The sequence below is a fragment of the Providencia sp. PROV122 genome (assembly GCF_028482365.1).
GTDB classification, from domain to species: domain Bacteria; phylum Pseudomonadota; class Gammaproteobacteria; order Enterobacterales; family Enterobacteriaceae; genus Providencia; species Providencia stuartii.
This window is the reverse complement of the sequence record NZ_JAMPQI010000020.1, coordinates 13637-39469: the sequence shown is the minus strand read 5'-3', so window position 1 is coordinate 39469 and position 25833 is coordinate 13637. Positions and strand designations below refer to the sequence as shown.

Sequence of the window (25833 nt, the reverse complement as noted above, 5' to 3'; positions counted from 1 at the left end):
TTAGGCATAATTAGAGAGATTGATTGAATTGGCTTTACGCTCATTTGATTGTTTCAATGAGGTCAGCGTGTCAGTAAATAGGTTATTAAACACCTCATATTGTTTTGACAGCATCTTAATCAGAGACTCAAGCAACTCATCGAGGACTTTAATGATTTCATCATTCATCATCATTTTGGCGAATAACGTCTTAAGCTCTCGTAGTTGCGCAGCTCCTTCTAAGCGTAATGCTCCAACAGTCACCGCACTTGTCACTGACATTGCAACGCCAGCCCCTTTCGCACCAACTTCGACACGTGACGCTAATAGGCTCTGTTTGCCCAGTTTTTTCCCTGTATCAACGATATCAGCAACATCATCAACCTGATCAGCGACTTTATCGACCACTTTCACCGTATCTTGGATGCTATCTGCTTGCTGATGCACCTTATCAACGGTTTTCACGGCATCCTTAATACCGTCTGCTTGTTCATTCACCTGATTAACCGTTTTCACTGCATGCTTAGCGCTGTCTGCCTGTTCATGTAACTTGTCGACCGCTTTTGCAGTATCTTTGATGCTATCAGCCTGCTCATGCGTCCTATCAACGGCTTTTGCGATATTTTTAATATCACGAGCCTTCCTCACGACCTGATTGGCTGTTTTAACGGTACTTTGTAACTCTTCCGCCGCATCGGCTAATTTAGTAAATTTCGTTAATACCACCATGTCATCCGCGGCTTTGCCTAACGTTTTAATTTTGCTGAGCAGGTTTTTAACGAGATTGACGATCGTATTCGCCATCGCCTTTAATGTGCTTTTCACGACAGTTTTCAGCGTATTGGCCGCAATTTTGACGACCGTTTTTACGGTATTGGCGATGTTTTTCACAAAAGAGGACATAGAAACCAAAGAGAGCGCCAGAAAAGCGACGGCTGCGACAACCATGCCAACAATGCTACCAATCTTTTTCGCCTCTTCGGCAGACATCCCAAACGATATCAACATATCCGTGACAACATTTGAAATTTCCGTCGCTAACATCTGCATTAAACTTGCATTACCCGTCTCTTCCAACACGATATCAGTGACAGAAATGGCGATACCGATTGCGGCAACGGCAAGGGTTAATGGTGCAGCCGCGCCGAATGTTGCGACTGTCGCAATAACAGAAACCGCTAACATGACGTAGCTAAAAATCTTACTGGCGCACGATGCGGCTTTATTGGCAGCATCTGCTTTACGCTGAGCCTCTTCGGCTTCTTTGGCTTTTTTCTCTGAATCTTTACGAGAGGCTTCGCTGATCTTAGCCATCACCTCTTCTTGCTCTTTCATATTGCGGATAGAGTTTTCATTCATCGCTTTTTTCAGCGATGCGGTTAACATGGTCAATAGAGCAAGCGTGTTTTCCCACTTTTCACCGTCGACTTCGACAGGGCGTGGTGCATTTTGGATAAATTTATTTAAAACGTCGCGATCACTATTAGCAGCCACAGTAAGTTTTTCTGCTGTCGAATACGCGGCCTTAAGATTGCTTTCAATCGTAGATAGTTTTAATTCTAAATCAGCAAGTTGGGTATTACTTTGCGCAAGCTGAGTCGTTAATTGTCCCCCCTGCTGTTTAAGCTCATTCACTTCCGTTGTTAGCTGTTCAATTAACTGAGTCAGTTTTTGCGCATCTTGCTTGTCATCGGCTGTTTTAGGGGGTTTTGGTATCCCACTTAAACTCGCTTTAGCAAAATCGAGTGCGTTCGTTTTACTGGCTAACGCCTGCTTATTTTCATTCAGTCGATTTTGCTGCTGGGTCTGTGTTTTCGTTAGCTCCTCTAACTCATTTTTGGTATTAGTATGGTCAACGCAAATAGCATTCACATCTTTTTCAGCTTGCTGTAGTTTTTCTGTATTTTTTACAAATGAATCTAATAACGCATTGCCATGTTGCCTCAGCGCATCGGATTCAATATTTAACTGATGCAGTTGATTACGTAATTCATTGATATTATTTTCACCTAATATCTTACGTATCGATGAGAAAGCCTCCATCATTGACACTCTTGCATTCACGCCTTTTTTCGGCTCTTGCAGTTGCGGCTGGCTTTCTAATTTACTGCGTTTCACTTGTTCATTTGATGTTAATTCTTCGCATGCGGTCTCCATACTTAACATCGCTTTGGCGATGTTATCCCCCATTTCTAATGGATTAACACCTTGCTGAAAGGCTTTGACTAGGCCTATCCTATCAGATGTTATATTGGTGATTGCTGCCATATTGTTTCCTCTACTTTATTGAAGAGTCTTTCTGCACTGAATCAGTCTTTTCAAGATTCTTTTTCAATGCATTAAGGTAAGCCTGAGATTTGGCTTTTAACTCACTATCGGTACTGCTATTACAAACATTTTCGAAACAGTGCAGTGCTGCACTGCTTTTTTTAAGCATCAAATTACATTGGCCAGCATGAAATAAAGGACGATAGTCATCCTTAGCCAATACAAAAGCTAATGCATAAAGTTCAGCGGCCTTTTCATAACGTTTAGTTAATTGGTAAACAGCGGCAAGCCCCATCACATAGTCGGTATTATAAAAATCATAAATACTCAAAAAGCGAAAAAAGGTTTCTGCTTCTTTTAATTTTCCTTGTTGATAAAACTCATAAGCGTAGGCATAGATGCCATCCATCATCTCTTGTGAAATACCATGAATATCTTTATAAGTTGCCCCAGACATTAATGCCGACGTAACATCATTAAGCAATTCATCCATATCTATAGACTGTTTTTCTTTGTTACTCATATATTCACCTTATAAAAATGTAGGATATATGACGCAATATCATTAATAATTGCATCATAACTATTCAAAACTGAATTTTCTTATAAAAAACGATATTATCGACAAATGGTTAATTTAACTGTCTTTATCTTCCTGAATGATTTTTCTCTCATTTATTAGTTTCATTGATTCTTCATCGAGATCTATTCCCATCTTTTCTAATTCAATGCGAATTAACCAATTGATGATCCGCATTACATCCTGCAAACCATGCTCATCAATAAAACTATCTTTCCGATAATAGCGCCATATTTTTCTAGCTAATGGAATATCACGGACAACAGGAACGCCTTGTTGCTCGGCATATCGAACAATCATTTTTGCCTGTAATCCATGGCTTTTAAATAATAAAAAAGGTAATGGCGCAATATCATTATTATAATAAATTAACATTGCAATATGCGTCGGGTTTGCCATCACAAAAGTCGAGTTACGCACATTGGATTTCACCTCTTCCGACAATATTTCCTGATGCAGCCCTTTACGAGCGCTTTTTAAGTGAGGATCCCCTTCATTATCTTTATACTCTTTTTTCACTTCCTGTTTTTCCATTTTTAATCCCTTAATAAACAAGAAGAATTCTGTGACCACATCCACTAAGATGATAAATAACGCAACGGCTAAAAAAACGACAACAAAGGTAGCGCACAGCCCCACCCATTGATAAATCACTCCATTTATCGTGCTACGATACAGCAAGAAAATGTCATGCCGCCAAAGAATAAAAAATACCATGGCCGAGATAGAAAATACGATCAGATAAAGAAATGCTTTAATTAATTCCTTAAGAGAATTCAGTGAAAATATTTTCTTAATCCCTGAAATTGGATTGAGCTTTGAAAAATCAATTTTAATGGCTTCTGTTGCTAAGCGGAAACGACTTTGTAATAAAGAAAGTATCGCTCCTGAAATAAAACAGGCGAGTAGTACAGGAATAACTATTTTTAGAAAAGCACCAATAAACTCCCTTAATAATATATTGATATTAATATTATAAGGTGATAACAAAATACGTTTCATCAATCCAGCTATTTCAAATAAACTGGTTGTTCCTGTGATTACATAAACGCTAACGACTAACACTAATGCCGCAACACTGTCTTTACTTTTAAAGCTTTGCCCTTTTTTAGCAGAATCTTTAATTTTTTTCTCGGTAGGTTTTTCGGTTTTCTCTGCCATTTTATATGTGCTCTATGCTGGGTCCGATAATATAAAGATGTCATGTAATGGAGAGGTTGAAATCATATTAACCAAGATATCAGGCACTTCATTCTGAAAATAGAGCAAAAAAACAGCAAATGCGATAATTGACTTAATGGTTAAAGATAAAGAAAACGCATTTAACTGTGGGCAAAAACGTGAATATAACCCCAATGCAGCTTCACTAATAAATAGGGTAATGAGAATAGGTGCCGCCAATATAATCGCTTTTACCACCATTTGGTTCATCCATTCCCCTAATGGCAAACTATTAAATTGGGAAAAACCTGCCGCAAACGGTAATAGCTGATAACTTTGTGCAAATGTTTTAACTAATAATAGCATGCCACCTTGCGATAAAAAGACCATACACACGATATAACTAATAAAGACCGCAAGTTCGGACGCTTCACTGCCACTGGCAGGATCCACAATACTGCTAATTGTTTCACCACGCTGAGTATCAATCAGCTCACCGATAATATTCGCTATCATAAACGGTAAAGCTAAAATAAGTGCCGTGATTAACCCTACCGCTAATTCATACAGCACTATTTCCATAAAACCAACACGCTCTTCTTGAAGATTATGAGTCGATAGCAGTGGCCAGAGCCCTAATACAATATAGACAGTCACACAGTTTTTAATCATACCGCTACTGAGTAACTTGTTACTCAAAAAAGGTAAAAAGAAGAGTGTTGGAGCAATACGTACCCAAGCGATAGCTAATGTGATTAACCCTTCCTGAAAGGTAAAATACATGGACGAATAAAAAGACAGTATCTCTTGATTCATCCCAAAAGCCCTATTGCTGGAATGGCTGTCGTTAACACTTCTAACGCATAATTCATCACTTTATCTGCCAGCCAGCCTGAAATCATAAATAACGAGCCAAACACCGCCAGCAATTTAATCCCAAAAGGAAGCGTCTGCTCCTGTAATTGCGTAACCGTTTGGATTAACCCCACCAGCAACCCAACCACTGTCGCCACAATAACAGGGATAGCGGATAACATAACAATCAATAACATTGCTTTATTGCTGCTATAAATAATCTCATCCATTCATCGTATCCTTGTTATTGCTGTGCCAATTCAAGATATTGCATCACTAACCCTTTCGAAATCAGTGACCATCCATCAATAGCGACAAACAGGATCAATTTAACTGGCACCGAAATAGTGACTGGGCTCATCATCATCATACCGAGAGCTAACAGAATGCTAGATATCACCAGATCAATCACAACAAAGGGTAAATAGATATAAAAACCAATTTCGAATGCTGACTTAACTTCACTTAGTGCATAGGCAGGTAATAGTGAAAATAGTGTGGCTGAATGCGCTTCGGCATCCATTGGCTCTTCATTTCGCTGCTGTTGTACTGATTCGAAAAATTGCACCAGTTCAGGATCAGAATATTTTTGTAAATAGGCCTTATAGCGCCCTAAGCCGCCATCAACAAAATTATCGACCGATTCCACATTGCCAAAATCCACCTTCTCTTCACGCATATAATGGCTAATGTCTTGTACCACTGGCATCATGACAAAAAGGGATAACAACATCGCGATGCCATTTAAAGCCATGGTTGAGGGAACCTGTTGAACCCCCATGGCATTACGTACCATGATTAATACGATCGATATTTTTAAATAACAGGTGCCTGCCGCAATAATAAACGGCAGTAATGTGGCCAGTGAAACCAGTGCCAACATGGGTATTTCGTTGGATACAATGGACATGTTATGGCCTTTTATCACCCAGATGAGCAAGACGAGTAATTTCTAAGCCTAACTCGTCACTCTCACCGATATAAATCAGCTCTCCCTCAGCAATGAGCTGCTTATTGGCATACACTTTGACTTCACGCTCTTTATTTTCACCAATCGAATATACGGCTCCCGGCTGAATATCGGCTAACTCATTCAGCGTAATTTCAGTCTGACCAAGTACAAACGTTAATTTGATTGTCATCGCATTCACATCGAATGGTTTCACAACCTCATCTGAAAAGGTTTCTTCTTGTAATAACGCACTCTCATCGGCAATAGGGGCGATCGTCTCTTCAATCATAAATTGACCTTCTTGTTGTTTTTGAAAACGGGCAAAAGGGCGCCCTGCGATTGACATATTCAGCAGTAATTGCTGAATACAAAACACATCATGCAACTGGATAGATTGCAGAAGTTTTGCGCTAATATAGCTATAGCCCAATACCCAATCCGCTTGTAACTTAAGCTTATGCAACGCAAATTGTTGTTTTGATTGTTTTGCTAGCCCTTCTATTGGTGAAGGTAACAACACCTGGCCCAAAGCCGGCTCTTGCACACACAACCAAGGCTTTGCAGGGCTATCATCAATAATTTCGAGTGAACCACAACGGAAATGCTCGGAGAAAAAGCGCATTCCACGATTTTCAGTCGTAAATAGACTGATTAAGTTATCCTCATCAATGCTATTCCAAGCATAATGCGTGAAAGCGGGCCAATGGTGGTGACACCAACGTTCCACATTGACCAGTGCTGGTACTTTTTCCGTGTGACTGATTAACGTCAGTTGGAAATAGCGCTCCCCCTGTCTGGGGGAGACGGTTTCCAAATCAGGTTGGTAACATTGCTGCCAAGCGCGTACTTGGAGTGCTCGCTGGCTAATACGGCGAATATTCAACATGATTAATGATCTTCTTGCTCAGACTGTTGTTGCCTTTGTTGGCGTTGTCGCTCATGACGCGATTCTTCATCACGAATTGATAACGGATGATCGCTGCGTAAAAGGTGCTGATTTTCATGTAACGCACGATGAACTTCCGGGCTAGTGGTGGTAGCCAATAGTTCACTGCCTCTAGTGGCTAACTCAAATGTCACCGAAGGGCTGTTCTGCCATTGATTAAAGGTATAAGTGAGGCGGCTTCCTTCAATTTGTGTCACTTTATTCTCTGTCGCTGCCGCCATCGCTTCTGTGCCCATATCTAGGGTGGAATTTGCTTTATTTGTGGGTTGACGAGATTGCACCATCGGAGCTATTTGCCCCTTTTCATTGCAAGTCGTAGTGGCTAATGGTGGTATCACCCAATCAGGGGAGTCATCGATTTCCAATTGCGGATATGGCTGGCTAATCTCAGGCACTGTATCGCCTTCATCTATTTTTTGTGATTGCGTTGGCTGCACAAGCGGCAATGAGGAGGGCGTACTGTACTGCCCCTGATCTGCCACTGAAATAGAAGCCACAGATGGTGACGGTGACATTGGTCGTGCTGTTATTTCGGATTGAGGCAAAATCCGGCTTTCATGCGTAGGCAGAGATAGCGCTGGCGCTTGGAAAGAGAGGGGGGATACAGACATCGCCTCTCGAGTAACTGACGTTGTTTTTACGCCTAGCGGTATTGGCATTTCATGATGGGTTTCATGGTGAATATGCAAATCATTTTGCTCTACTTCACGATGTTTAATCTGCGTTGATGGCGGCAATGCGTGCTTATTGTGCTCTGCTCCTTGCCATTTTTTTGGCTGAGGCGCTAAAGCTGTTATTGACGCTTGATGTCTCACCACATTTTTATTTGTATTTGCAGAGATAGATAAATTTGCATTGGTTTCTACAGAGACCGTTTCAGCAGTATTTGATAACCGATTGCTCTCTTGTTGCCAGTGAGTTTTCCCGATAACACCTTGCCCAATCGCAACATGATTAGGAACTAATGGCGCATCAATAAGCGCTTTATCGGTCGAATCACCCTTACTGTCCGACGATATTTCTGTCATCGGTAGCGCCCTATGTGACAGCGATGCTTCTATCACGGGTAATTCACGGTGTGATTGGGCAGCTTTCACACCCGCCGTTGCATTGATACCCAATTGGCAAAATGCCATCATTTTTTCCGCCGTTTCAGTATGGCGTAGGTGCACAGGTAACTGCGCCAATAATAGCGCTAAGCTGTCTTCCATTTCTTTCTTGCGTCGTTTTTGTGGTGGCGACGTTTGTGCTTTCTTCGAAGCGACCTCCGCCATACGCTGTTTAATTAGCGACTTGCTATCGGGTTGTTTACCTTTTGCTAATGGGAAGGCAGCATGGTTTTCCGCTACCCTAGTACTCAGTTCATTCAACGCCAGTTTTACTGTTGCCATAGGCGGACAACTCCTCAATTTCATTTTGTTGCTGACGTTCCGATTTTAAACGCCGAGCACGGTGTTGCTGCTTGAGATAATTTTGGAATTTCTCGCACTTGTTACGTAACGCAAACATACGCACAACAATATTTTTTCGTGATTGCTCATACCGAGTCATTTCCGTATTAATTGACTCCGTTTGGTATTGAAGATGAGCAATTTCCGCGAGCAAAGCGGCTTTCAGCCTTTGGCTCTCCCAAAAAGCCATTTTGCTCAGTTCGGCGGATTGCTCATATAACGCGATTTGTGTCGTCAATATCGCAATACGCGATTGAATATCCGTTAATTGTTGTTGTAGCGCACGGATTGCTGACTGCACTTGCCATTGTTCCTGTTTAGCGCGATCAAGGCGTCTTTCCGTTAACGTAAGAAGATTTTTAATCATCAGGAAGCCAAATAGTCGAGGCGGTTTAATACAGTTTCGAAATGCTCAGCTTCATCCATCTTTTGTTGCAAGAACTGTTCAATATCTTCTTTTTTATCCAAAGCATTGTCGTTGTCTTCACTTTCCCCACGTTGGTATTCGCCAAGCTCCAAATACAGCTGAATTTGTTCTAGCCTAGATAGACGATCACGCACTTTTGTTGCGGCTTGGCGATGTGTATCCGTCGTGACTTTTTGGAATACACGACTAATGCTGTGCAAAATATCAATCGCTGGGTAATGCCCCTTTCCCGCCAACTTATGGCTAAGATAAATATGCCCATCAAGAATCGAGCGAATTTCATCACCAATAGGGTCTGACTCTTCTTCACTTTCTAGCAATACGGTATAAAAGGCGGTAATTGAGCCTTGCTGCATACGACCTGGGCGCTCAAGCAACATAGGCAGTTGCTCAAACACCGACGCTGGGTAGCCTCGTCTTGCTGGAAGTTCCCCCGCCGCCAAAGCAACATCACGTAATGCTCTGGCGTAACGTGTCATTGAATCGACAAATAACAAGACATGTCGATTACGGTCACGGAAATATTCCGCGATTGTCGTAGCAAGCAACGCCGCATTACACCGCTCTATCGGTGGGCTATCGGAAGTGGCATAAATAAGCACCGTTTGGGCTGCATGAGGAGAGGCTTGTAACTCCTCAATAAATTCAATGACCTCTCGGCCACGCTCACCGATTAAAGCAACAACATGGATATCCGCCTTCGCGTGGTTAATAATCATATTCATTAATGAAGTTTTGCCGCTTCCTGCCGCAGCGAAAATACCAATACGCTGCCCAAGACCACAGGTTAATAAGCCATCTATCGCACGGATACCGGTGATAAGTGGTTCATCAATCGGACGCCGAGATGTCACGCTCGCGGGTGGACTATCAATACGCATTAGTCTTGAGTCAGGGCAGAACGCTGTTTCGGCTGTATGACCGAGCACACCAACCTGCTCACCCGCCGCATCAAAAATTTTACCGGCAAGCTGCTCATGCATTTCAAACACGAAAGGTAGGCCCGTTGGGCGGATCACCACATCACGCGTTAACCCTTGTGCTCGACCAATTAAGCTGAGCACAGTTAAGCCCTCTTTAAACCCCACGACTTGTGCTTTTGCTATGCGCTCTTTTGACGTTATCGAGCGTTCAACAACACAGATCTCACCAATAAAAACTCCCTGCAAAGGGGCTTCCATTAAGCAGCCATGAATGCGCGCAGGGTGCGCGCAAGAATCAAAAAGCTTCATGATTTAATTAGCTAATACTGTTTGGAATTGATTACTACGCTCAAAGAACTCTTCAAAGCTGTCAGCAAACTGTTGAGTATCGTTTAAGGCTGACTCTTTCATCACAGCCGAAAGCACCAAGCTATTATCAATAAGATTCAATGCCGGTTGCCCCAATTGAAAATTGCGAGGTGAATATTCCACGATCATGCTCAGTAGCATATGCACCATTGAATCAAATTTTGCAGGACTATATTCAGCAAGGTGACACCAAATAATTAAATCATCACCAGAAAGATCGATATTAATCGCTGGCGAGTCATTCATTTCTAATTGAATATTTGAATGACAGTCGAGTTGCGGATTAATTAGATCACTACGGCCCATTGAATTTAAAAATGTATTTAATGCTTCTACAAAGCGGTATTTCATAAGAAATTTCCTTATATTGTCTTAATAATATTCACTTTCACCATTTCAGATACCTCATTAAATGAGAGCACCTCTAATTCAGGAAAGCGTCCTTCAAGGATTTTTTTCACAAAACGACGTATATCGACCGGCACCAGCACATTAATATCTCGAATAGATAAATGGCTATTTTCGAGGGCTAGCTCGGCAGCTTGAATTAATTCATTGGTCTTTTCTGGTTCTAAATGCAAATAGACTCCCCCAGAAGATTGACGAATGCCTTGGCGAATGGTGTCTTCAAAAACAGAATTCACCATAAGCACATTTAAGCGGCCATCAATGGCAAAACGGGAAGAGATATAGCGCGCCATTGAGGTTCTGACATGTTCAACGAGCATTAAGCTATCTTTCTCTCTTGGTACCCATTGCACGAGAGTTTCAATAATGAGTTTCATATTACGCACTGAGATTTTCTCCATTAATAAACGCTGGAAAACCTCTGTCACCTTTTGCACCGTCGCGTGTCGATAGCACTCTTTTAATAGCTCAGGGTATTTGCCTTCTAAATCATCTAGTAAGTTTTTCGTTTCTTGGATCCCAAAAAACTCATTAATATGACGCAGCAATAGTGTACTAACGCAATCAATCATTTCGGTCACATCATCGCGCACCATCAAACCAAGCTGTTCAATATGTTCGTGATCTTGCTTGCCACACCAAGAGCTAATTGCGCCATACTCATCAGTAAAATGAGTCAGCGTTATGCCTAAATATTCCAATTCATCACTCATGGTTAATAAGCGAAATCCACCGAAACAGATATCGTATTCACCTGCTTTAACTTCATTAATTAAAATGATGATTTTGTTATCTGGAACGATAGGTGAATAATTAATGGCAATATCGGGTATCCGGTAACCATAACGAACAAACACATCCTTTTTCATACGAAACAAAAAGTTTTTTTCTTCGAGCTGTTTTTTATATTGCTGATTAACCGAAATAATAATCGGCAAGGTTTCAGGAATATATTCAGGCTCAAAACGGCTATTTTCCCTTTGTGTTTCCCCTTCGGTGACTTCCGAATCGACACTCACCTGCTCAGTTTGTGATATCTGCTTATTCTTCTCTTTACGCGTTTTCCAAAAACGAACAAAAAATAGTACTGATAGCAAAGAGGCTAAAAAGAGAAAAATAGCGGTAGGGAAACCCGGCAGGAACCCCATAAATAAAACGATGAAGGCAGTAATAAGAATCGTAAAATTATTCGCAAATAACTCAGAAACGATATTTTGACCTAAGTTTTTATCATTGCCTCCAACGCGAGTCACAATAAAGCCTGCACTAATAGAGATAAGCAGTGCTGGGATCTGTGCCACCAAACCATCACCGATGGTTAAGAGTGAAAATGTATTCAGAGCCGATGACATATCCATGCCCTGCTGTGCAACACCCACAGAAATTCCCCCGATCAGATTGACAAAAATAATGACAATCCCTGCAATCGCATCCCCTTTAATAAACTTCATTGCACCATCAAAAGAACCAAATAATTGACTCTCTTTTTCTAAGTCACCGCGCCGCTCTTTCACCGTCGATTCATCAATCACCCCTGCCCGTAAGTCGGCATCAATACTCATTTGCTTACCCGACATTGCATCGAGGGAAAAACGTGCTGCCACTTCAGCAATACGCTCAGACCCTTTCGTGATCACAATAAATTGCACTATGGTCACAATGGCAAACACCACCATACCGACCACTAAATTATCTTGGATCACAAACTCACCAAAGGTGGCAATAATATCGCCCGCGTCAGCCTCCAATAAAATCAAGCGGCTCGTGCTAATAGATAATGCGAGACGAAATAATGTGCTTATTAATAAAATAGAAGGGAATGATTGAAAATTTAATATGCGAGTAATATAGAAAGAGCTCATAAAAATGAGCACCGATATCATAATATTCAAGCCAATTAATAAATCGACCAATATTGTTGGTAATGGAATAATCAGCATGGCGATGACCATCACCATAATAACTAAGACCATCAATTCTGGGCGATTGCGGATCGCCAAAAGAAATCCCGTAAATTTATTCATGCGGTTTCTGTTCCTTATTTAGCAAACCGTTGCGCATCATGATTTCCTCTTGTGCCTTCACATAGTCCATATATATTTTCAATTGATTGAGCAGCTCTTCTCGTGCTTCCAATGATTGAAAAATTGCGGTGGGTATTGTTCCAAATGCCAAAATTAATAATTGTAAAAAACGCGCCCGTAAGTCCGTGCTCATCGCCCCTAACTGTGATGAAATAAATAACAACAAATTCTCTTCAAATTGCGCTTGGCTACGAATACCACTGGTAAAGAGCTGACTGAGCTTTTTAGCAAACTCAGAATTAATCAGTTGGCTGTGCTGCCGAAAAAGCCCCGATTGGAAAAATTGTTGCGTGAACACATGCTCAAGTGACTGCAATTCACGTAACCGCCCTACACGGAGAAAATAATCACCAAATTCACTAATATTAATATCGCCCAATGGCAGGGCTTGTAGATCACACGCCAGCGCTCTGCTTAAATAACGCATAATATTTTCGCGCTCTTGGCTTTCCATCTCCTCAACCCACTGCTCATATAGATAAACTACAGGGCCGTCATAACTAAGAAACTCACGATATAACATGCGTAAGTTCCCTGCGGATTGCTTAATTTTTTGCGCAAACGCCTTCGCAACCAGTGCAATATTTATCCCCGCTTGAGTGCTTCTATCGCTATCCTCAGCGTTAAGTTGTTGCTCCAGCTCTTTTAGTTGTTCGAGTTGCTCAGCCTTCAATTTCCCTCGATTGATTAAGGCCGCAAGCGCCATTAACAAATCGCTAGGGTCGGCAAAAAAGCGCAATAAAAATGCTCTTAGCTCTTTAGGAGTCATAAACTGCCGATTAAGCGCACTTTCAACATGTAAAATGGTTTCATCAGCATGCTCATCAAGGATGCGCTCAGCAAATTGCATCCAATCTTCGGTTTCTCCTTGTTTAGAGCCACTTTTTTTTACATGGCTCGCCGCCAACATCGACATTGAGGCATATTCCCCAGCACTATCGATAACCCCTTGACCGCGCAATACTTCGTCCGAATCATCACTGGTTTTTGATGATCGACTCTTTTCATGTGAACTGCTGACTATGCGGGAACCAAAGCCCAAAGGCGTTATTGCCATGGTTGCTCCATATAGGTTTTCAAAAATTTAACGGTACTGTGCAACTGCCCGTTTTGTTCTTTAATACGCTGATTTTCCGAGAACTGACGCCCATCCCATACTTCGTTTTCGTCCAATAAACGCGGTTGGATCAAAAACAATCGCACCATTTTTTGCTTATTAACGGAGGTATGACTAAAGAGGCCGCCGATCAGTGGGATATCCCCCAATAAAGGAATATGACTTTCATTTTCAACCACTTGTTCTCGGGTGTATCCCCCAATTAATAAACTGCTATTTTGCGCAATACGCGCAACCGTATTGATAGTCGTACGATTAACAGATGGAAGGCCTTCCACATTCGAAACCTCACCACTTTTTGATTGTTTTTCACCGCCGTCTTCAATATTCACTTCCATCTCAACTTGATGACTAGATGAAATACGCGGCATCACACTCACCATGGTGCCGTAAGTGACTTGCTCCAAGGTGGCAATACGTTCCCCTTGTAACTTGGCATAAAAACTGGTGTTGTTATCAAATAAGGCAGGAATGTTCTCTTGGGTTAGCAGAACAGGACGAGAAACAATATGGCCATTACCGCTTTTGCTTAAGGCATCAACGCGTAACAGAAAATCCGTACTGTTTGATAACGTGCTGCGATTAAAAGAAAATGCCGTGTTCCCCGTATTAATCGTGCCAACTTCCCAATTGACGCCTAAATTATCCAATTCACTACGCGTGATATCGATAATCCACAGTGATAGCTCAACTTGGCGGCGACGCGTATCTAACGTTCTAACCAGTTGGCGAACATAACGAATTTGTTCAGGGGAACCTTTAACAATTAGACTGTTACTATCAGGGTGAGCCACCAAAGAAAAAGGCACATTTGATGATGAAGAGTGACTAAATGTCGCTAGAGACTCAGAAGCTTCACCGATGGGTGCATCCATCAAGGCATCAATATCATCTCCAACCTTCTCTTTGGGAGTTATTTTTTGCGTCGGTACGGCGCCGGTCGGCGTATCTTTGAATAGCTCACTGATAACTGACAGCATGCCCGGCACCGTGATGTTATTACCGCGCAACGCATAGTTTCTATCTGTCACAGAAGCATATTTTACGGGGATCACTGCCAACTCTCCCCCAGATAACGACTCCTGCTTAACTTGCTCATCAAGATACAGCGTAGCGGCTTTTATCAATTCAACATATAACGGCGGCCCAGAAACAAATAGCAGGCTATTTTCCCCTTGAGTACGGACAGGAAAACGCGGGTCGTAGATCCCATTTTTCTTAATATAATTGAGGACTTGTTGGCTACTGGCATTATTCATCGGAATAATTGCACTACGCATTTCGCTATTATCATAAACATAAATCGCTGCACCATCGTCATACCAAACCAGCGCAATACGGCGAGTTAATGCTTTAAACATTTCATCGGCATTCGCTAAATTAAAATTACCTGTAATGCGTTTTTGTGCCGCAAGTTTGCTGAGAATAATCGGCTTATTCAGTCGCTCAGCGATAGAATCAAACACTTTTCCTACCGCAATATTATTGGCGACAAAGGTCTCCTGACCCATTTCTTGTTTAACCGGCTCTGCTGTGATCACTGTCGTTTGCGCTAAACTATGATCCACACTCAGTAAAAAGAGTGACAATAAGATCACTCCGCCTCTTTTACTGCTCATATAATTTTGCTCCAAGGTGCCTAATATCAGAGGGAGTTAACCCTAGCTCTTTTTTAATATCGTTAGTAAAATGCGATGCGGAGCAATAACCCGCTTCCAACCCAACATCAAGTATTGAATTATCGCTTTCAATTAATTTCAAAATGGCTGACGCCATTCGCACACTCATAATTTTTCTTTTTGCTGTTTTATTAAAGTTTTCTCGATATAGCTGCCTAAAATAAGAAGCCGACACGCCATACCTTGCACATAGCTGGTTAATATTGGCATTTTTATCTTTTTCGGCGGCAGAAAGTAAAAAACGCATAATGCCGTATGCTTCATAGCGCCTTAATATATTGCACCATGAATAAAACTGAGGTTGCCGTTGAATAATCAAATCAATAACAATATTCTTTATTGAATATTCGGAAAAAATATCACTTGATAGATGAATAACTTCATCTTCTTTATTATCTGATGAGGTTATTTCGTTTTCTGCAAGAAATGATTGCCCCATTGCGGTATCAATAACAGCAAGAACTTCAATGACCTCAGAAAGTAGCATTGAATGAATAAACCAGCCCTTTTTATTAATAGAAGTAATATCTGATGATGGGAATACAAATAAAGATTGCCCCATTACCTCTACTTTTTTACCCGAATAGGGAGAATGAAAAATTAACGCTGTTTCCTCAGCGTTAGGTATCGCTAAAACTAAGCTGTCTTGTAAAGAGAAGCAGCCTTCTTTATTTTCAAGTAATGCCGCAATATTTGTATTCACCATGATGTTTCTACTTTATCTAAAGAGAATCAATAGCGCTAAAATGGCGGAAAATGCATCATGGCACAAAGGAATAATCCGGAATAACTCATACTCGATATCTAACATAATAGGTCAGAATGATTAAGATAAATTCTACTGACGGAAATGCAGTTATCAGTTTTACTAGCGCCAATTTCTTGTCATTGGAATTTACTTTATGAAAGATACAAATAGCCGCGCTTGTATAATGAAAATTGCTAGCGGCCCCATGAATGGACATGAGCTAATGTTAACTGCTGACGCTCATTTGATTGTTATTGACCCGAATGTTGAATACCACACGGAGGTCGATAATGATGGGCTTATGACTTACTATATCCCTAGTGAATCAATACATTACGAACTAGCTATCACAACAGAGGATGGTTCGAATGATCATATCAATGATGCCGATGAACCAATATTTTATCTTCATATCAATGATGGTATGAAATCAAAGTCTATTCCTATCCCCTTTCAAGAATTAATATTGGCCGACACATTTCCTATTGCAATAAAACCAATTGATGCACCATGGAACCTATCAACTCGTGAGCCTGCATTACCTGAAATTTGTATTGAAAATGGCAATCAACCTATACTGGAATCCAAATTAACCAAGAAAAAATTTATTTTCTTTGGGCTATTTGTTTTAACTATTTTTTCAATAATTCTAGTTATTCAATACTACTCTGGAAATAATTCTTTAAAAAAGATAAACACTGTCGAAAACATTCTACAAGGCAGCCATTATCCCATCATTGTGACTCTGAACCAGCAAGGTGAAACCTTAATTTTAGTGCGAACTCAGCGTGACGTCGACTGGAGTATTCAACGCCTAAGAAAAGAGCATTATTCTGAAAAGTATCAGATAACAAAAATAGCTCATTTGGAAAGTGAAATTGAGAATAAAATTTCCGAAAACGTACCGAGTTTATTAAAGGTTGATTTAAGTAATCCTTGTCACCCTATTGTTAGAAAAGCCAATAAACAGGCAACCACTAAGGATGAAAAAATCATTAATAATATTATGAAAGGTTATCTTGGCTGCTATAAAAACAGTGAAATTTTGACCGTCAATTTAGACGAACTGATAAAAAAGGCGGAAATAGGATTAACAGAAAGTAACGTTCCGTGGAAACGAGTTGATAAAGATAATATGACCATATTTATTGTTCAAGGAAGTTTGGATGATAAACAGATATCGTCTACTGTTCGGCTCGCGGATCAATTTATTAATCAATGGGGAAATCAGCATATTCAGTTTTCAATTTCTCTGGCAACGAATCAACTAACAGGGAAATCATTTATCCGTAACGATCAGGGTTTTATTATTTTAGGCCATAACCATTGGTCGTTTAATTCAAACACAATTAATTAATGAGGTGATATATGTCAGATTCAGGTATTCCAGGTATTAATAAAGACACGGGTAATTGGGAGTCATCCGCATTCGAAACGCCGGTGGCTGGTGATAAAAACTGGGGAATGATGTATCGCAGTAGTGCGAATGTCAGTAACCGAGCCAAAGAGTTCGCCGATGAATTAAAAGACATACTTGATGGTAAGACGACAACACCTGATGGTAAGACGGTAAAGTTAGAAGTCGATAACCCACTGACTCTCGGAAAAATTACCGCTTTAAGTGGTAGCTACAATATGGCAAGACAGTTACAAAGCAACTTAATGAAATCCATTAAAGATACCGCTCAAGCCATTATCCGTAACGTTTAATTTCACAATAGAGCATCGCTTTGTGGGTGCTCTACCTTTTAGGAGCCTATGATGATACAGCCTATTAATCGATCCGTTTTCATGTCAATGATGTTAGATAATACTACTGACAGCGTATCGACTCAATCTCTTGAAAGTACGGTTAGATCTCTTTATGCACAATATTCTGTTGAAGTACAAAATAAAAAAGAGGCCCTTTTTCACCAAGCCGATACCATAGATGTTAGCAATCCCATTGATGTGATGAATATGCAAAATTCAATCGCCCAATACAGTTTAGGCCTCAATTTTGTGTCGACCCTCACCCATAAAGCCACAGGTGCTATTGATACTCTACTAAAAGCCCAATAAGTCATGAATACATTGAAGAAATTAATCCTAATTACCTTCGTCGGGTTATTGGCTGGGTGTGATAACCAACTCTTACTCAGTCATCTTAGCCAACGCCAGAGCAATGAAGTCCTAGCCATCTTACAAGAGCATGGCGTTGAAGCTTCACGTAAACAAGATAATAAACAAGGGGATTCTATAAAGGTATCGCCGCGTGACTTTGTGATCGCCGTAGATTTATTACGTCAATATAACTTACCGTCTAAAGACCCTGTGGAGATCATTCAGGCTTTCCCGGGAGACTCGCTGGTTGCTTCACCACAGGCGGAACGCACTCGACTGCTCTCCTTGATTGAACAACGCTTAGAGCAATCTCTATTAACGATCCCTGATGTTGTTAATGCGAGGGTGCATGTCAGTTACCCTCTGAATGGTAATACCCCGACTAAGCAGACGCAAAAAGTGTCTAGTTTAGTGACCTACTCTGGTAATGAAGACCCGAAATTGATGATGAATAAAATCAAACTATTCCTAACCAGTAGCTTTGCAGAAACCAATTATGACAATGTTTCTGTGGTGATTGTCAGCCGCCCACCTTTACAGCATCAAATTCGCACTGAACCTGAATCAATATTTAATCCTATTTGGGTTGCCATACTGACGCTCGGGGGAGCCGCTGTTCTTGGCCTAGCCATATTCCTTTGGCACCGCCAGCAATCATTGAAAAATAGAGATGATCAAGACAAGGCCGCTATAGAGGCAAAAATCGATGACACTATTGCATAATATTCATCCACTTCTGCAAGCAGATATCTTCTTAGCGCCGGGGAGTTATTTCCATTTAGAATACAGTGATGTTGATTATCATCGATTACCTGCAACGTTAAAAAAACTGCATAACCAGCAGTTGATCCAACAGTATCTTTTGCCTTGGCCTGATAGCACAACGGCACGGCTACCTCGTATTTTGTCGATGGAGTGGAATCAACTCCCAAAAGTCGCTCTCGGATTAGGGGCTATTTTACATTCAGGCGCGCTGCCTTGGTGGGGAGAGTTGGCGGCTTTTTCCGACTTACGCCACAAATACAGTGACCCACTCTGGCAGTGCACTGATAGAGAAAGCCCGACTCCCCAACATTTACTTGCGCTTGGGGCTGAACAACTTTTCGCCTATATCACTCCCTTCGGGCGTGCTTATACCGAGAGGTTAAAATATATGTTCAGCAATCAAACGTTAGCGCTAATCCCTTCATCGTTTAACGCGATGCTACCTTGGAATATCATTGAAGAAACTTGCCGTTATGTCAGAAAAAATACAGCCTGATATCCAACAAACCGCATGTGAAAAAGTATTGATTAAACATCATGCTACTCGTGCGTTTCGCTATGTGAAACAGATTGAACAACAAGCTCAACAGCAAGCCACAGAGCGTTATCAACAAGCTCAGCAACAGGTGGAACATATTCACAAAATTGCCTATCAGCAAGGCTACTCTGATGGCTTAAAACAGCTCCTGTCTAAATTAATTGAAAGCATTGAGATCAGCGAAAAGTGCTATCAACAAGCCGTGAATCAAAGCCAAGAAACGTTATTGCAGCAACTTTCTGCGCTTTTTCATGATCCACACTTACAAGAAATCATTGCTAAATACCTCATTCAGCAACAAGAGCGACGCCCCATCACACTGTATTTACCTGATAGGTTACAAAACATGTTTAACCATATCGAGGCGGGTCTAAAAATCTTACCCAGTGTAGAGGGGGATATTGCTTTAGAAATAGGTAATGAAGTCATTCATTTTTCCCCGACGATTGCCGCCGAGCAGATTTTGCCTCAAATATTATCCGTCTCGGCCCGCTGCCAAATTTTAGCAGAGAGAAAATCAGCCTATCAGCACATCATGGCTTTGATCGAACAAGGAGATTGTAATGATATCCCCACTAACGCTTAATAGACTCAACGTAGGAATGGATGAAAAAATATCAACAGGTTCGAATCGCCTCAATATTACAACCAAAGTGAGTGATGCGTGGCACACAAAATCTACCACCGTCAAACCGACAGCATCTCAAGAGCGCTATATTGTATTAACTGATGCTGAACATACCGAGATCAATCAATTATTAAGTCAATTAAAAATTGATGACACAAATAACGAAGCGCGCAGAGCCAATTTTTTGGTCTTGTATAAAAAACTCGCCAACTCAACGAATGAAGCAAAAGAGCGGTTTATTACTGGAGCAATGCAACGACTAAAAACTCCCGACGCATTTGCTGATCAAGAACAACTCAAAGCAACATTTGAAAAAACCTTATATCGAGTTAATGCAACTAACCTGATGACTCAGCCATTTATCAACCAGATGAATGATAGTATCAGTAGTATTAGTCTAGAGGGTGACCAAGATGATGAGTTCAAATTTTATTAATCAATTAAATTCGTTATAGCACACTTAAAGCGTCACTCCTTTTAATATCCCCACCTTCTCATAGACTTAATATATTATTTTTATGTTAAGTCTTAACCCAAAACATTCCATAGAAAAATATAAAAAATCAATATACAAAATTGATATATATAGCGCGTCGTAAAGTTATAAATTAAGTCATCCTAAAAAAACAGAGAGTTTTTATTAAAAATCGTCTTTTTTTTATAAATATCTTATAGTGTGTCGTTTTTTATATTGTGGCACGACGTATTGAACGTTAGGATATGGAAGAATAACTTGTCGATGAAATTATATTTACGGAAAATAATATGAATAATACTGAACAAATTGAACAAGAACCTCTTATTATTTTATCTGAACATGTTGTTTATGACCCACTTAAGCGAACCCTGTCTCGGGGGAAGAAAACGATTAATCTTTCAGAGAATGAATCATGCTTATTGAAATTATTACTGAATAAAACCAGCAGTAAACGAGAAATTATGTATGAGATCTGGGAAAAACGTGGAACAATTGTGACTGAAAGTAGTTATTACAAATTAGTCAGACAATTACGCCTCTCTTTCAAAAAAATGGAGCTTGATGAAAACCTAATTATGACGCTGCCTAGAGTCGGCATCCTCTATACGGGCACTAAATCGGAGGCTAGCCATGCGCTATTCAACCACCAAAAGAAAGGGGTTTATTCATATATTCAATGTTTCTTTCAAAAAGTATTTAATCGCACTATCTTATAAAGATAAAGAGTATCAATATGAAGATTATGAATTATAAACAAAGATTAAAAACATCAATATTTTTATTTATTCTCGCTTTTTTTCTATCTGGTTGTGTGAAAAAACCGCATAACCTTAGTAATAAAGAAAACGCAATCAGTTTACAAGGTAATATTTATTCCAAAAATATTGATATACCAAATGAATCGATTATTACTCTGTCATTTTCACCATTACAACAAAATGATAATGAAAGTACTAAAAATGATAACTTTCAGTTTAAAACTAAAGAAGCTGGACGCACTATTGCATTTAGTGTTGCACTCCCTCCAGACATAATTATTAGAAAAAACAACTTAGGTATTAGTGCAAGGGTAGAAAAAAATAATGAGCTAATTATGATGACCGAGCAAATTAGCCCATTTCCTAAAAATAATACTGATAAAATTTCACTGACCGTTGTCGCGAACCAATAAATCACCTGTCATTTTTTATTTCCCCCCAGGGACGATGTTATTCTCTGGTGCGGGTTTTATAAACATTAATAAGGTTAATACTATGATAACAACCATTAATGTAATGGCGAAGCCATCAATGAATGAGCCAACATGAGCTTCTCTACTGATAAGAGACAAACTCATATTCACGCTATCCATTGTGGGTAATTTCTGCTCCCCAGTCTGAATAAAAGCTCTTTTTGCCTCAAAGTGCTCATCAAAAGAGATTCGTAAATAAGTGTTCATTAATGCGCCTGCTATTGCAGGCATCAATACGCGCGCAATAGAAATGTAGGCGCCTAAATTTAATGCATCTTGCGGCTTAATATTGACCACAAAAGAAGCAATTAAGCCAATGAGCACCAAGCACTCCCCAAAAGACTGCATGATCATTAATGGAATAAATTCATCAACTCGCCACTGATAATCAACCTGCATTCCCAATAGACTCGCGCCACCAATAATAGACACACTGATGATCATTAATAACCGCGAGTCCACTCGTCTAGCTAACCAAATTGCGATCGGGCTAAACAATAGGTATGAAATAAAAGCAATATTCGTCACTTCGCCTATCTGATGAGGTTTTAATCCCCCAATTGTGATTAAAAATGAGGGAATAAACAGCGAATTTGCTAGCATCAAAAAGCCGTATAAACAGGAAACGACAAAACAAAGAAATAAATTTCTATTCATTAACCAGCTGGGGTGAGCAAAAGTCTGCTTAAAAGAGAATGCACGAATAATAAAAATAGCAAAAAGAGCCACACTCGCGATTAAGCAAGCGGTGATCAAGCCTGAATCATACCAACCCAACATTTCACCTTGCACAACACCAATATACAGTAGAACCAAACTGACACTTTTCAGCGCCATGCCTCCCCAATCTGTTTGGGCCAAAAAATCATGGTTAATTCCGACTAATGGCATTCCCTTCCATGCAAAGATAAATATTAAACAGGCAAAACAAGCACAGACCCAATACATCCATTGCCAGCCAAAAATTTCAATAAAAGATCCTGAAATTCCGACCCCCGCATCCATCCCCAAAGAGACGCGCAAACTATACGCGGCCATAACGATTAACCAAACATTCTGTTGTAGGTTTCGTAAAGCCAATGAAATTGTCATCGGTAAATACACACCTAAACAAAAACCAATAACAAAATGGATCAAGACTAATGCAGTAAATAGATCCCCACCTTCCCCTATTAATGGAAAAGAGAGAAAGCTCACCAACAATACGGCACTGGTACTCATTAATATTTTTTCGGCACCCAGCACGACCATAAACCAAGGCGTCAATGTCATGCTGATTAATTGCGCAGCGTTTAAAGAGACATTAATCCATGTGCCTTCTTGTACATCTAACCCAAAAATGCCTCGAATATCCGCCAGTGATAAAGAGAACATGCGTACAAATAACGTCGACAATATTGCGCCGATAAAGACGGATATCACAACAAAAAGCGGATTAGTTTCTTTGCTATTTTGCAATATTGCTAATCTCATCTCAGTCTCCTTGCGACTGCGTACTCTGAGTATCAATATTCACAATGACCGACATACCCGGACGCAACTTATCTATCGCCGATTGCTCTGATAATAAACTGATATAAACAGGGATCCTTTGGACGACCTTCGTAAAATTTCCGCTGCTATTATCTGCGGGAATTAAAGCGGACTCTCCGCTACTTTGTGCTCCAATATCACGCACGACGCCACTAAATGTCATATCAGGAAAAGCATCCACTGAAATGGCTACAGACTGCCCCGACTGGACATTTTTTAATTGGGTTTCTTTTAAATGAGCAATGACATAAGGCTGTGAACGCGGTGTGACGGTGACAATTTCGGTGCCTGGCGTTACCAAACTTCCTACATTCAGCTTAATTTTATTTAATTGCCCATCAAAAGGTGCAGTAATCGTCGCATACGAAATTTGCGTATTTGCTTGTTGATAATTGGCCAAGGCAATATCACGCTCTGCAAGACGAATATTCTCTTGTTGAGCTAAGAGTAATTTCGATTGTTTTGCTTGCTCCCATTCGGCTTTTGCGGCTTGTTCCAGTTTTATTAACCGCTGTAAATCTGAGTTCGCATCAAGGTAATTTTGAGAAGTGATCGCCCCACTTTTAATTAATTCTTTACGCAGTAAAGGACTACGCTGCATTTGAGAAACCTCAATACCTGCTGCTTTATAACGGTTCCATAATTTTTCAATGGTCAGGTCATACTCTTTAATTTCATCCGCAAGATTATTGAGTTGCTGCTGTGCTTTTTTATAGTTAGCTTTAGCAATCTGTTGATTTAACAACTCCTCTTGGTTGTTAATTTCTGCAATCACGTCTCCCTCACGGACATATTGATAATCCTCCACCAAAATACGTGAGATATACCCCGTCATTCTTGATTTCAGTATTGCAGAGTCCGATTTAATGTAGGCATTATTCGATTCTTGATAGCGTCGATTACTTTGCCACCGATCCCAATTGAGGGTCGTCATAGCAACTAATACGCCGACACACAACAGACTAACCCAAGGTGTTAATCCAATGATTTTTCTTGAAAATTGTTTAGTCTCATTTGTCGTCATTCTATGGACCTCTATACTTACACCGATTGGCAACGCAATAAATAACACCCGCAATCTAACATTGTTAGGTTGGATAAATATGTTAAACTAACATTGTTAGGGAATAAAGAGCTAAATGAGAATTATTTATGAAAACTCCAAAAATCACACGGTTACAAATACTTGAGACCGCGCTTCAACTTTTAGAAACAGAAGGTATTGATGGATTAACGATGCGCAAGCTTGCGGACGCACTGAATATCAAAGCCGCTTCACTTTATTGGCATTTCAGCAATAAGTTATCGTTGGTCGAAGGCATGGCAGATCACATTGTTGCGGAGGTTGCACTCAATGAGTGCGATAGTGATGATTGGAAATCTAATTTACTGAAGATCACAACTCAGTTACGAAAAGCGCTCTTACAACACAGAGATGGCGCCCGTGTTTTCGCTGGGACCTATGCAATTTCAGATAATGTATTACGAATTAATAACGCATTAATCAAAACATTCGTACAGTCAGGAATGTCCGCCGACAAAGCAGCAAGCTGCACCATGACCGTGTTCTATTTTATTTTAGGGTGCTGTATTGAGCAGCAAGCGGCTCTCTTTTCTAACGGCAATGATCTACAAGAAAAATTAAATGAATTCAATAAATTATCGAATGATAAGTACCCATATACATGGGAAGCTAAAGCAACATTGTTTTCTGATAACTATGACCAACGCTTTATAGACGGGCTAAACCTCATCATTGGTGGCTTAGGAACATTGAAATAATTCCAAAAAATTCATTAAATGCCAAAAGCAGGCGGCGGTATTACAAAATACCAGCCGCTAAAAAATATCGATATAACTTAAAATAAAATCACAAAAAACCTGCCAAACCAGTATGGCAAGTTGATAATTTATCTATTTTGATTATTTAAAATACGTTATGTTACTTACTGGTATGTTAGGCGCCAATGAGTTGCTTAGCTGCACCTCAAATTATTTCGCATATAATAACTAATTTAGGTAACAAGCTAAATTAAAGGCATAGTTTGCACTATCATTGTGCTTTATACTGCAGTCTGTAATGAAATAATTGAATGGGCGGTAATGGCGATGAATGGAACAATCACAACGTGGTTTGAAGATAAAGGTTTTGGGTTTATCAAAGATGAAAACGGCGATAACCGCTATTTTCATGTGATTAAGGTCGCCAACCCTGATCTGATTAAGAAAAATGCAGCAGTCACCTTTGAGCCAACAACAAATAATAAAGGGTTATCGGCTTACGCGGTTAAAGTAATACCTGAAAGCAAGTATATTTATATTGCTGGTGAACGTATTAAGCTGACATCCATCAAGTCTTATGTGGTTTACAGTGAAGAAGTACCTGCTGATACAGGAATTAATAAAGAAAATGCTGTATTATCTGTAGGCGCTTTAATGAATAATATTAGGCCAAAATCAGACATTAAAGCGGGTGATATGCGCTCATTAAAAAAATTGGCGATCACCACGTTACATGGCACAACGCTGATCTTCTCAGAAGATGAAATAGATATTGATGAAACGGTAAAATTGATCAAATGACCGGTTTTTGATGCTGTTTTTATACTG

General features: G+C 40.2%; 28 protein-coding genes. 11 read left to right on the top strand and 17 right to left on the bottom strand.

The genetic code is table 11. The annotated features are described in order from the left end of the window. The 15 genes from sctE to PSE69_RS14985 form a co-directional block, all read right to left on the bottom strand. Positions 1-2247: a type III secretion system translocon subunit SctE gene (gene sctE, locus PSE69_RS15055; RefSeq protein WP_154610358.1), complete on the bottom strand. Its 2247-nt coding sequence runs from the start codon at positions 2245-2247 to the stop codon at positions 1-3. Between the two features lie 10 nt (positions 2248-2257). Further along, positions 2258-2770 (bottom strand): type III secretion system translocator chaperone SicA, encoded by a 513-nt coding sequence (gene sicA / locus PSE69_RS15050; protein WP_014657088.1) that lies wholly within the window; start codon positions 2768-2770, stop codon positions 2258-2260. A 114-nt stretch (positions 2771-2884) separates the two neighbouring features. Then, positions 2885-3988, bottom strand: coding sequence for an EscU/YscU/HrcU family type III secretion system export apparatus switch protein (locus tag PSE69_RS15045; RefSeq protein ID WP_040132647.1), 1104 nt, complete (start codon positions 3986-3988; stop codon positions 2885-2887). Between the two features lie 12 nt (positions 3989-4000). Further along, positions 4001-4804, bottom strand: coding sequence for a type III secretion system export apparatus subunit SctT (sctT, locus tag PSE69_RS15040; protein ID WP_036942348.1), 804 nt, complete (start codon positions 4802-4804; stop codon positions 4001-4003). Then, positions 4801-5073 carry a type III secretion system export apparatus subunit SctS gene (gene sctS, locus PSE69_RS15035; protein WP_004926250.1) on the bottom strand — a complete coding sequence of 91 codons (273 nt, stop codon included), beginning with the start codon at positions 5071-5073 and terminating at the stop codon, positions 4801-4803. Before sctS ends, sctT begins: the two co-directional genes overlap by 4 nt. Before the next feature lie 14 nt (positions 5074-5087). Next, positions 5088-5753 carry an EscR/YscR/HrcR family type III secretion system export apparatus protein gene (locus tag PSE69_RS15030; RefSeq protein ID WP_036942351.1) on the bottom strand — a complete coding sequence of 222 codons (666 nt, stop codon included), beginning with the start codon at positions 5751-5753 and terminating at the stop codon, positions 5088-5090. Position 5754: 1 nt separating this feature from the next. Next, positions 5755-6681, bottom strand: coding sequence for a FliM/FliN family flagellar motor switch protein (locus PSE69_RS15025; RefSeq protein ID WP_004926246.1), 927 nt, complete (start codon positions 6679-6681; stop codon positions 5755-5757). 2 nt (positions 6682-6683) lie between these two features. Next, on the bottom strand, positions 6684-8132 hold the full coding sequence (locus tag PSE69_RS15020) for a SpaN/EivJ family type III secretion system needle length determinant (protein ID WP_076914772.1): 1449 nt from the start codon (positions 8130-8132) through the stop codon (positions 6684-6686). Next, the gene (locus PSE69_RS15015; RefSeq protein WP_121875115.1) at positions 8104-8559 is read right to left on the bottom strand and encodes a hypothetical protein; all 456 of its coding nucleotides are present in this window, start codon (positions 8557-8559) and stop codon (positions 8104-8106) included. Before PSE69_RS15015 ends, PSE69_RS15020 begins: the two co-directional genes overlap by 29 nt. Continuing rightward, the gene (gene sctN, locus PSE69_RS15010) at positions 8559-9851 is read right to left on the bottom strand and encodes a type III secretion system ATPase SctN (protein WP_036942361.1); all 1293 of its coding nucleotides are present in this window, start codon (positions 9849-9851) and stop codon (positions 8559-8561) included. The genes PSE69_RS15015 and sctN overlap by 1 nt, the downstream gene beginning before the upstream one ends. Positions 9852-9854: 3 nt before the next feature. After that, a complete protein-coding gene (locus PSE69_RS15005) occupies positions 9855-10262 on the bottom strand; it encodes a type III secretion system protein (RefSeq protein ID WP_121875116.1) in 408 nt (135 codons plus the stop codon). Between the two features lie 11 nt (positions 10263-10273). After that, positions 10274-12343, bottom strand: coding sequence for an EscV/YscV/HrcV family type III secretion system export apparatus protein (locus PSE69_RS15000; RefSeq protein WP_121875117.1), 2070 nt, complete (start codon positions 12341-12343; stop codon positions 10274-10276). Beyond that, positions 12336-13460, bottom strand: a complete 1125-nt coding sequence (gene sctW, locus PSE69_RS14995; RefSeq protein ID WP_004926232.1) for a type III secretion system gatekeeper subunit SctW — start codon at positions 13458-13460, stop codon at positions 12336-12338. The genes PSE69_RS15000 and sctW overlap by 8 nt, the downstream gene beginning before the upstream one ends. Beyond that, positions 13451-15139, bottom strand: a complete 1689-nt coding sequence (gene sctC, locus PSE69_RS14990) for a type III secretion system outer membrane ring subunit SctC (protein WP_036942370.1) — start codon at positions 15137-15139, stop codon at positions 13451-13453. Before sctC ends, sctW begins: the two co-directional genes overlap by 10 nt. After that, positions 15129-15905, bottom strand: a complete 777-nt coding sequence (locus tag PSE69_RS14985; RefSeq protein WP_004926225.1) for a helix-turn-helix domain-containing protein — start codon at positions 15903-15905, stop codon at positions 15129-15131. The genes sctC and PSE69_RS14985 overlap by 11 nt, the downstream gene beginning before the upstream one ends. 196 nt (positions 15906-16101) lie before the next feature. Here PSE69_RS14985 and PSE69_RS14980 point away from each other — a divergent pair, with 196 nt between their 5' ends. The 9 genes from PSE69_RS14980 (at position 16102) to PSE69_RS14940 (ending at position 21630) form a co-directional block, all read left to right on the top strand. After that, complete coding sequence (locus tag PSE69_RS14980; protein ID WP_121875119.1) at positions 16102-17304, top strand: PrgH/EprH family type III secretion apparatus protein; 1203 nt, start codon at positions 16102-16104, stop codon at positions 17302-17304. An 11-nt stretch (positions 17305-17315) separates the two neighbouring features. Beyond that, a complete protein-coding gene (locus PSE69_RS14975; protein ID WP_040132644.1) occupies positions 17316-17657 on the top strand; it encodes a type III secretion apparatus needle protein in 342 nt (113 codons plus the stop codon). Positions 17658-17708: 51 nt separating this feature from the next. Next, complete coding sequence (gene sctI / locus PSE69_RS14970) at positions 17709-18008, top strand: type III secretion system inner rod subunit SctI (protein ID WP_014657099.1); 300 nt, start codon at positions 17709-17711, stop codon at positions 18006-18008. Between the two features lie 3 nt (positions 18009-18011). After that, the gene (sctJ, locus tag PSE69_RS14965; RefSeq protein ID WP_004926218.1) at positions 18012-18773 is read left to right on the top strand and encodes a type III secretion system inner membrane ring lipoprotein SctJ; all 762 of its coding nucleotides are present in this window, start codon (positions 18012-18014) and stop codon (positions 18771-18773) included. Then, positions 18757-19311: a hypothetical protein gene (locus PSE69_RS14960; RefSeq protein ID WP_004926214.1), complete on the top strand. Its 555-nt coding sequence runs from the start codon at positions 18757-18759 to the stop codon at positions 19309-19311. The genes sctJ and PSE69_RS14960 overlap by 17 nt, the downstream gene beginning before the upstream one ends. Further along, the gene (locus PSE69_RS14955) at positions 19289-19939 is read left to right on the top strand and encodes a hypothetical protein (protein WP_121875120.1); all 651 of its coding nucleotides are present in this window, start codon (positions 19289-19291) and stop codon (positions 19937-19939) included. The genes PSE69_RS14960 and PSE69_RS14955 overlap by 23 nt, the downstream gene beginning before the upstream one ends. After that, positions 19917-20417, top strand: coding sequence for a hypothetical protein (locus PSE69_RS14950; protein WP_121875121.1), 501 nt, complete (start codon positions 19917-19919; stop codon positions 20415-20417). The genes PSE69_RS14955 and PSE69_RS14950 overlap by 23 nt, the downstream gene beginning before the upstream one ends. Positions 20418-20746: 329 nt before the next feature. Then, complete coding sequence (locus tag PSE69_RS14945) at positions 20747-21175, top strand: winged helix-turn-helix domain-containing protein (protein WP_004926207.1); 429 nt, start codon at positions 20747-20749, stop codon at positions 21173-21175. A gap of 17 nt (positions 21176-21192) precedes the next feature. Continuing rightward, a complete protein-coding gene (locus PSE69_RS14940; protein ID WP_040132643.1) occupies positions 21193-21630 on the top strand; it encodes a YbaY family lipoprotein in 438 nt (145 codons plus the stop codon). Between the two features lie 15 nt (positions 21631-21645). Here PSE69_RS14940 and PSE69_RS14935 read toward each other — a convergent pair whose 3' ends face one another. Both PSE69_RS14935 and PSE69_RS14930 read right to left on the bottom strand, forming a co-directional pair. Then, positions 21646-23163, bottom strand: a complete 1518-nt coding sequence (locus tag PSE69_RS14935) for an MFS transporter (protein ID WP_121875272.1) — start codon at positions 23161-23163, stop codon at positions 21646-21648. 1 nt (position 23164) lies between these two features. After that, positions 23165-24247, bottom strand: a complete 1083-nt coding sequence (locus tag PSE69_RS14930) for an HlyD family secretion protein (RefSeq protein WP_014657104.1) — start codon at positions 24245-24247, stop codon at positions 23165-23167. Between the two features lie 128 nt (positions 24248-24375). Between PSE69_RS14930 and PSE69_RS14925 the strand changes: the two genes are divergently transcribed. Together PSE69_RS14925 and PSE69_RS14920 are read left to right on the top strand one after the other, a co-directional pair. Continuing rightward, the gene (locus PSE69_RS14925; RefSeq protein WP_004926195.1) at positions 24376-25005 is read left to right on the top strand and encodes a TetR/AcrR family transcriptional regulator C-terminal domain-containing protein; all 630 of its coding nucleotides are present in this window, start codon (positions 24376-24378) and stop codon (positions 25003-25005) included. Positions 25006-25326: 321 nt separating this feature from the next. Next, a complete protein-coding gene (locus PSE69_RS14920) occupies positions 25327-25806 on the top strand; it encodes a cold-shock protein (protein ID WP_014657106.1) in 480 nt (159 codons plus the stop codon). Positions 25807-25833: the final 27 nt, after the last annotated feature.

What these genes read in the sequence shown, in the direction of transcription:
- sctE (WP_154610358.1), bottom strand. Translation starts at nt 2,247, where the DNA reads ATGGCAGCAATCACCAATATAACATCTGATAGGATAGGCCTAGTCAAA.
- sicA (WP_014657088.1), bottom strand. Translation starts at nt 2,770, where the DNA reads ATGAGTAACAAAGAAAAACAGTCTATAGATATGGATGAATTGCTTAAT.
- PSE69_RS15045 (WP_040132647.1), bottom strand. Translation starts at nt 3,988, where the DNA reads ATGGCAGAGAAAACCGAAAAACCTACCGAGAAAAAAATTAAAGATTCT.
- sctT (WP_036942348.1), bottom strand. Translation starts at nt 4,804, where the DNA reads ATGAATCAAGAGATACTGTCTTTTTATTCGTCCATGTATTTTACCTTT.
- sctS (WP_004926250.1), bottom strand. Translation starts at nt 5,073, where the DNA reads ATGGATGAGATTATTTATAGCAGCAATAAAGCAATGTTATTGATTGTT.
- PSE69_RS15030 (WP_036942351.1), bottom strand. Translation starts at nt 5,753, where the DNA reads ATGTCCATTGTATCCAACGAAATACCCATGTTGGCACTGGTTTCACTG.
- PSE69_RS15025 (WP_004926246.1), bottom strand. Translation starts at nt 6,681, where the DNA reads ATGTTGAATATTCGCCGTATTAGCCAGCGAGCACTCCAAGTACGCGCT.
- PSE69_RS15020 (WP_076914772.1), bottom strand. Translation starts at nt 8,132, where the DNA reads ATGGCAACAGTAAAACTGGCGTTGAATGAACTGAGTACTAGGGTAGCG.
- PSE69_RS15015 (WP_121875115.1), bottom strand. Translation starts at nt 8,559, where the DNA reads ATGATTAAAAATCTTCTTACGTTAACGGAAAGACGCCTTGATCGCGCT.
- sctN (WP_036942361.1), bottom strand. Translation starts at nt 9,851, where the DNA reads ATGAAGCTTTTTGATTCTTGCGCGCACCCTGCGCGCATTCATGGCTGC.
- PSE69_RS15005 (WP_121875116.1), bottom strand. Translation starts at nt 10,262, where the DNA reads ATGAAATACCGCTTTGTAGAAGCATTAAATACATTTTTAAATTCAATG.
- PSE69_RS15000 (WP_121875117.1), bottom strand. Translation starts at nt 12,343, where the DNA reads ATGAATAAATTTACGGGATTTCTTTTGGCGATCCGCAATCGCCCAGAA.
- sctW (WP_004926232.1), bottom strand. Translation starts at nt 13,460, where the DNA reads ATGGCAATAACGCCTTTGGGCTTTGGTTCCCGCATAGTCAGCAGTTCA.
- sctC (WP_036942370.1), bottom strand. Translation starts at nt 15,139, where the DNA reads ATGAGCAGTAAAAGAGGCGGAGTGATCTTATTGTCACTCTTTTTACTG.
- PSE69_RS14985 (WP_004926225.1), bottom strand. Translation starts at nt 15,905, where the DNA reads ATGGTGAATACAAATATTGCGGCATTACTTGAAAATAAAGAAGGCTGC.
- PSE69_RS14980 (WP_121875119.1), top strand. Translation starts at nt 16,102, where the DNA reads ATGAAAGATACAAATAGCCGCGCTTGTATAATGAAAATTGCTAGCGGC.
- PSE69_RS14975 (WP_040132644.1), top strand. Translation starts at nt 17,316, where the DNA reads ATGTCAGATTCAGGTATTCCAGGTATTAATAAAGACACGGGTAATTGG.
- sctI (WP_014657099.1), top strand. Translation starts at nt 17,709, where the DNA reads ATGATACAGCCTATTAATCGATCCGTTTTCATGTCAATGATGTTAGAT.
- sctJ (WP_004926218.1), top strand. Translation starts at nt 18,012, where the DNA reads ATGAATACATTGAAGAAATTAATCCTAATTACCTTCGTCGGGTTATTG.
- PSE69_RS14960 (WP_004926214.1), top strand. Translation starts at nt 18,757, where the DNA reads ATGACACTATTGCATAATATTCATCCACTTCTGCAAGCAGATATCTTC.
- PSE69_RS14955 (WP_121875120.1), top strand. Translation starts at nt 19,289, where the DNA reads ATGTCAGAAAAAATACAGCCTGATATCCAACAAACCGCATGTGAAAAA.
- PSE69_RS14950 (WP_121875121.1), top strand. Translation starts at nt 19,917, where the DNA reads ATGATATCCCCACTAACGCTTAATAGACTCAACGTAGGAATGGATGAA.
- PSE69_RS14945 (WP_004926207.1), top strand. Translation starts at nt 20,747, where the DNA reads ATGAATAATACTGAACAAATTGAACAAGAACCTCTTATTATTTTATCT.
- PSE69_RS14940 (WP_040132643.1), top strand. Translation starts at nt 21,193, where the DNA reads ATGAAGATTATGAATTATAAACAAAGATTAAAAACATCAATATTTTTA.
- PSE69_RS14935 (WP_121875272.1), bottom strand. Translation starts at nt 23,163, where the DNA reads ATGAGATTAGCAATATTGCAAAATAGCAAAGAAACTAATCCGCTTTTT.
- PSE69_RS14930 (WP_014657104.1), bottom strand. Translation starts at nt 24,247, where the DNA reads ATGACGACAAATGAGACTAAACAATTTTCAAGAAAAATCATTGGATTA.
- PSE69_RS14925 (WP_004926195.1), top strand. Translation starts at nt 24,376, where the DNA reads ATGAAAACTCCAAAAATCACACGGTTACAAATACTTGAGACCGCGCTT.
- PSE69_RS14920 (WP_014657106.1), top strand. Translation starts at nt 25,327, where the DNA reads ATGGCGATGAATGGAACAATCACAACGTGGTTTGAAGATAAAGGTTTT.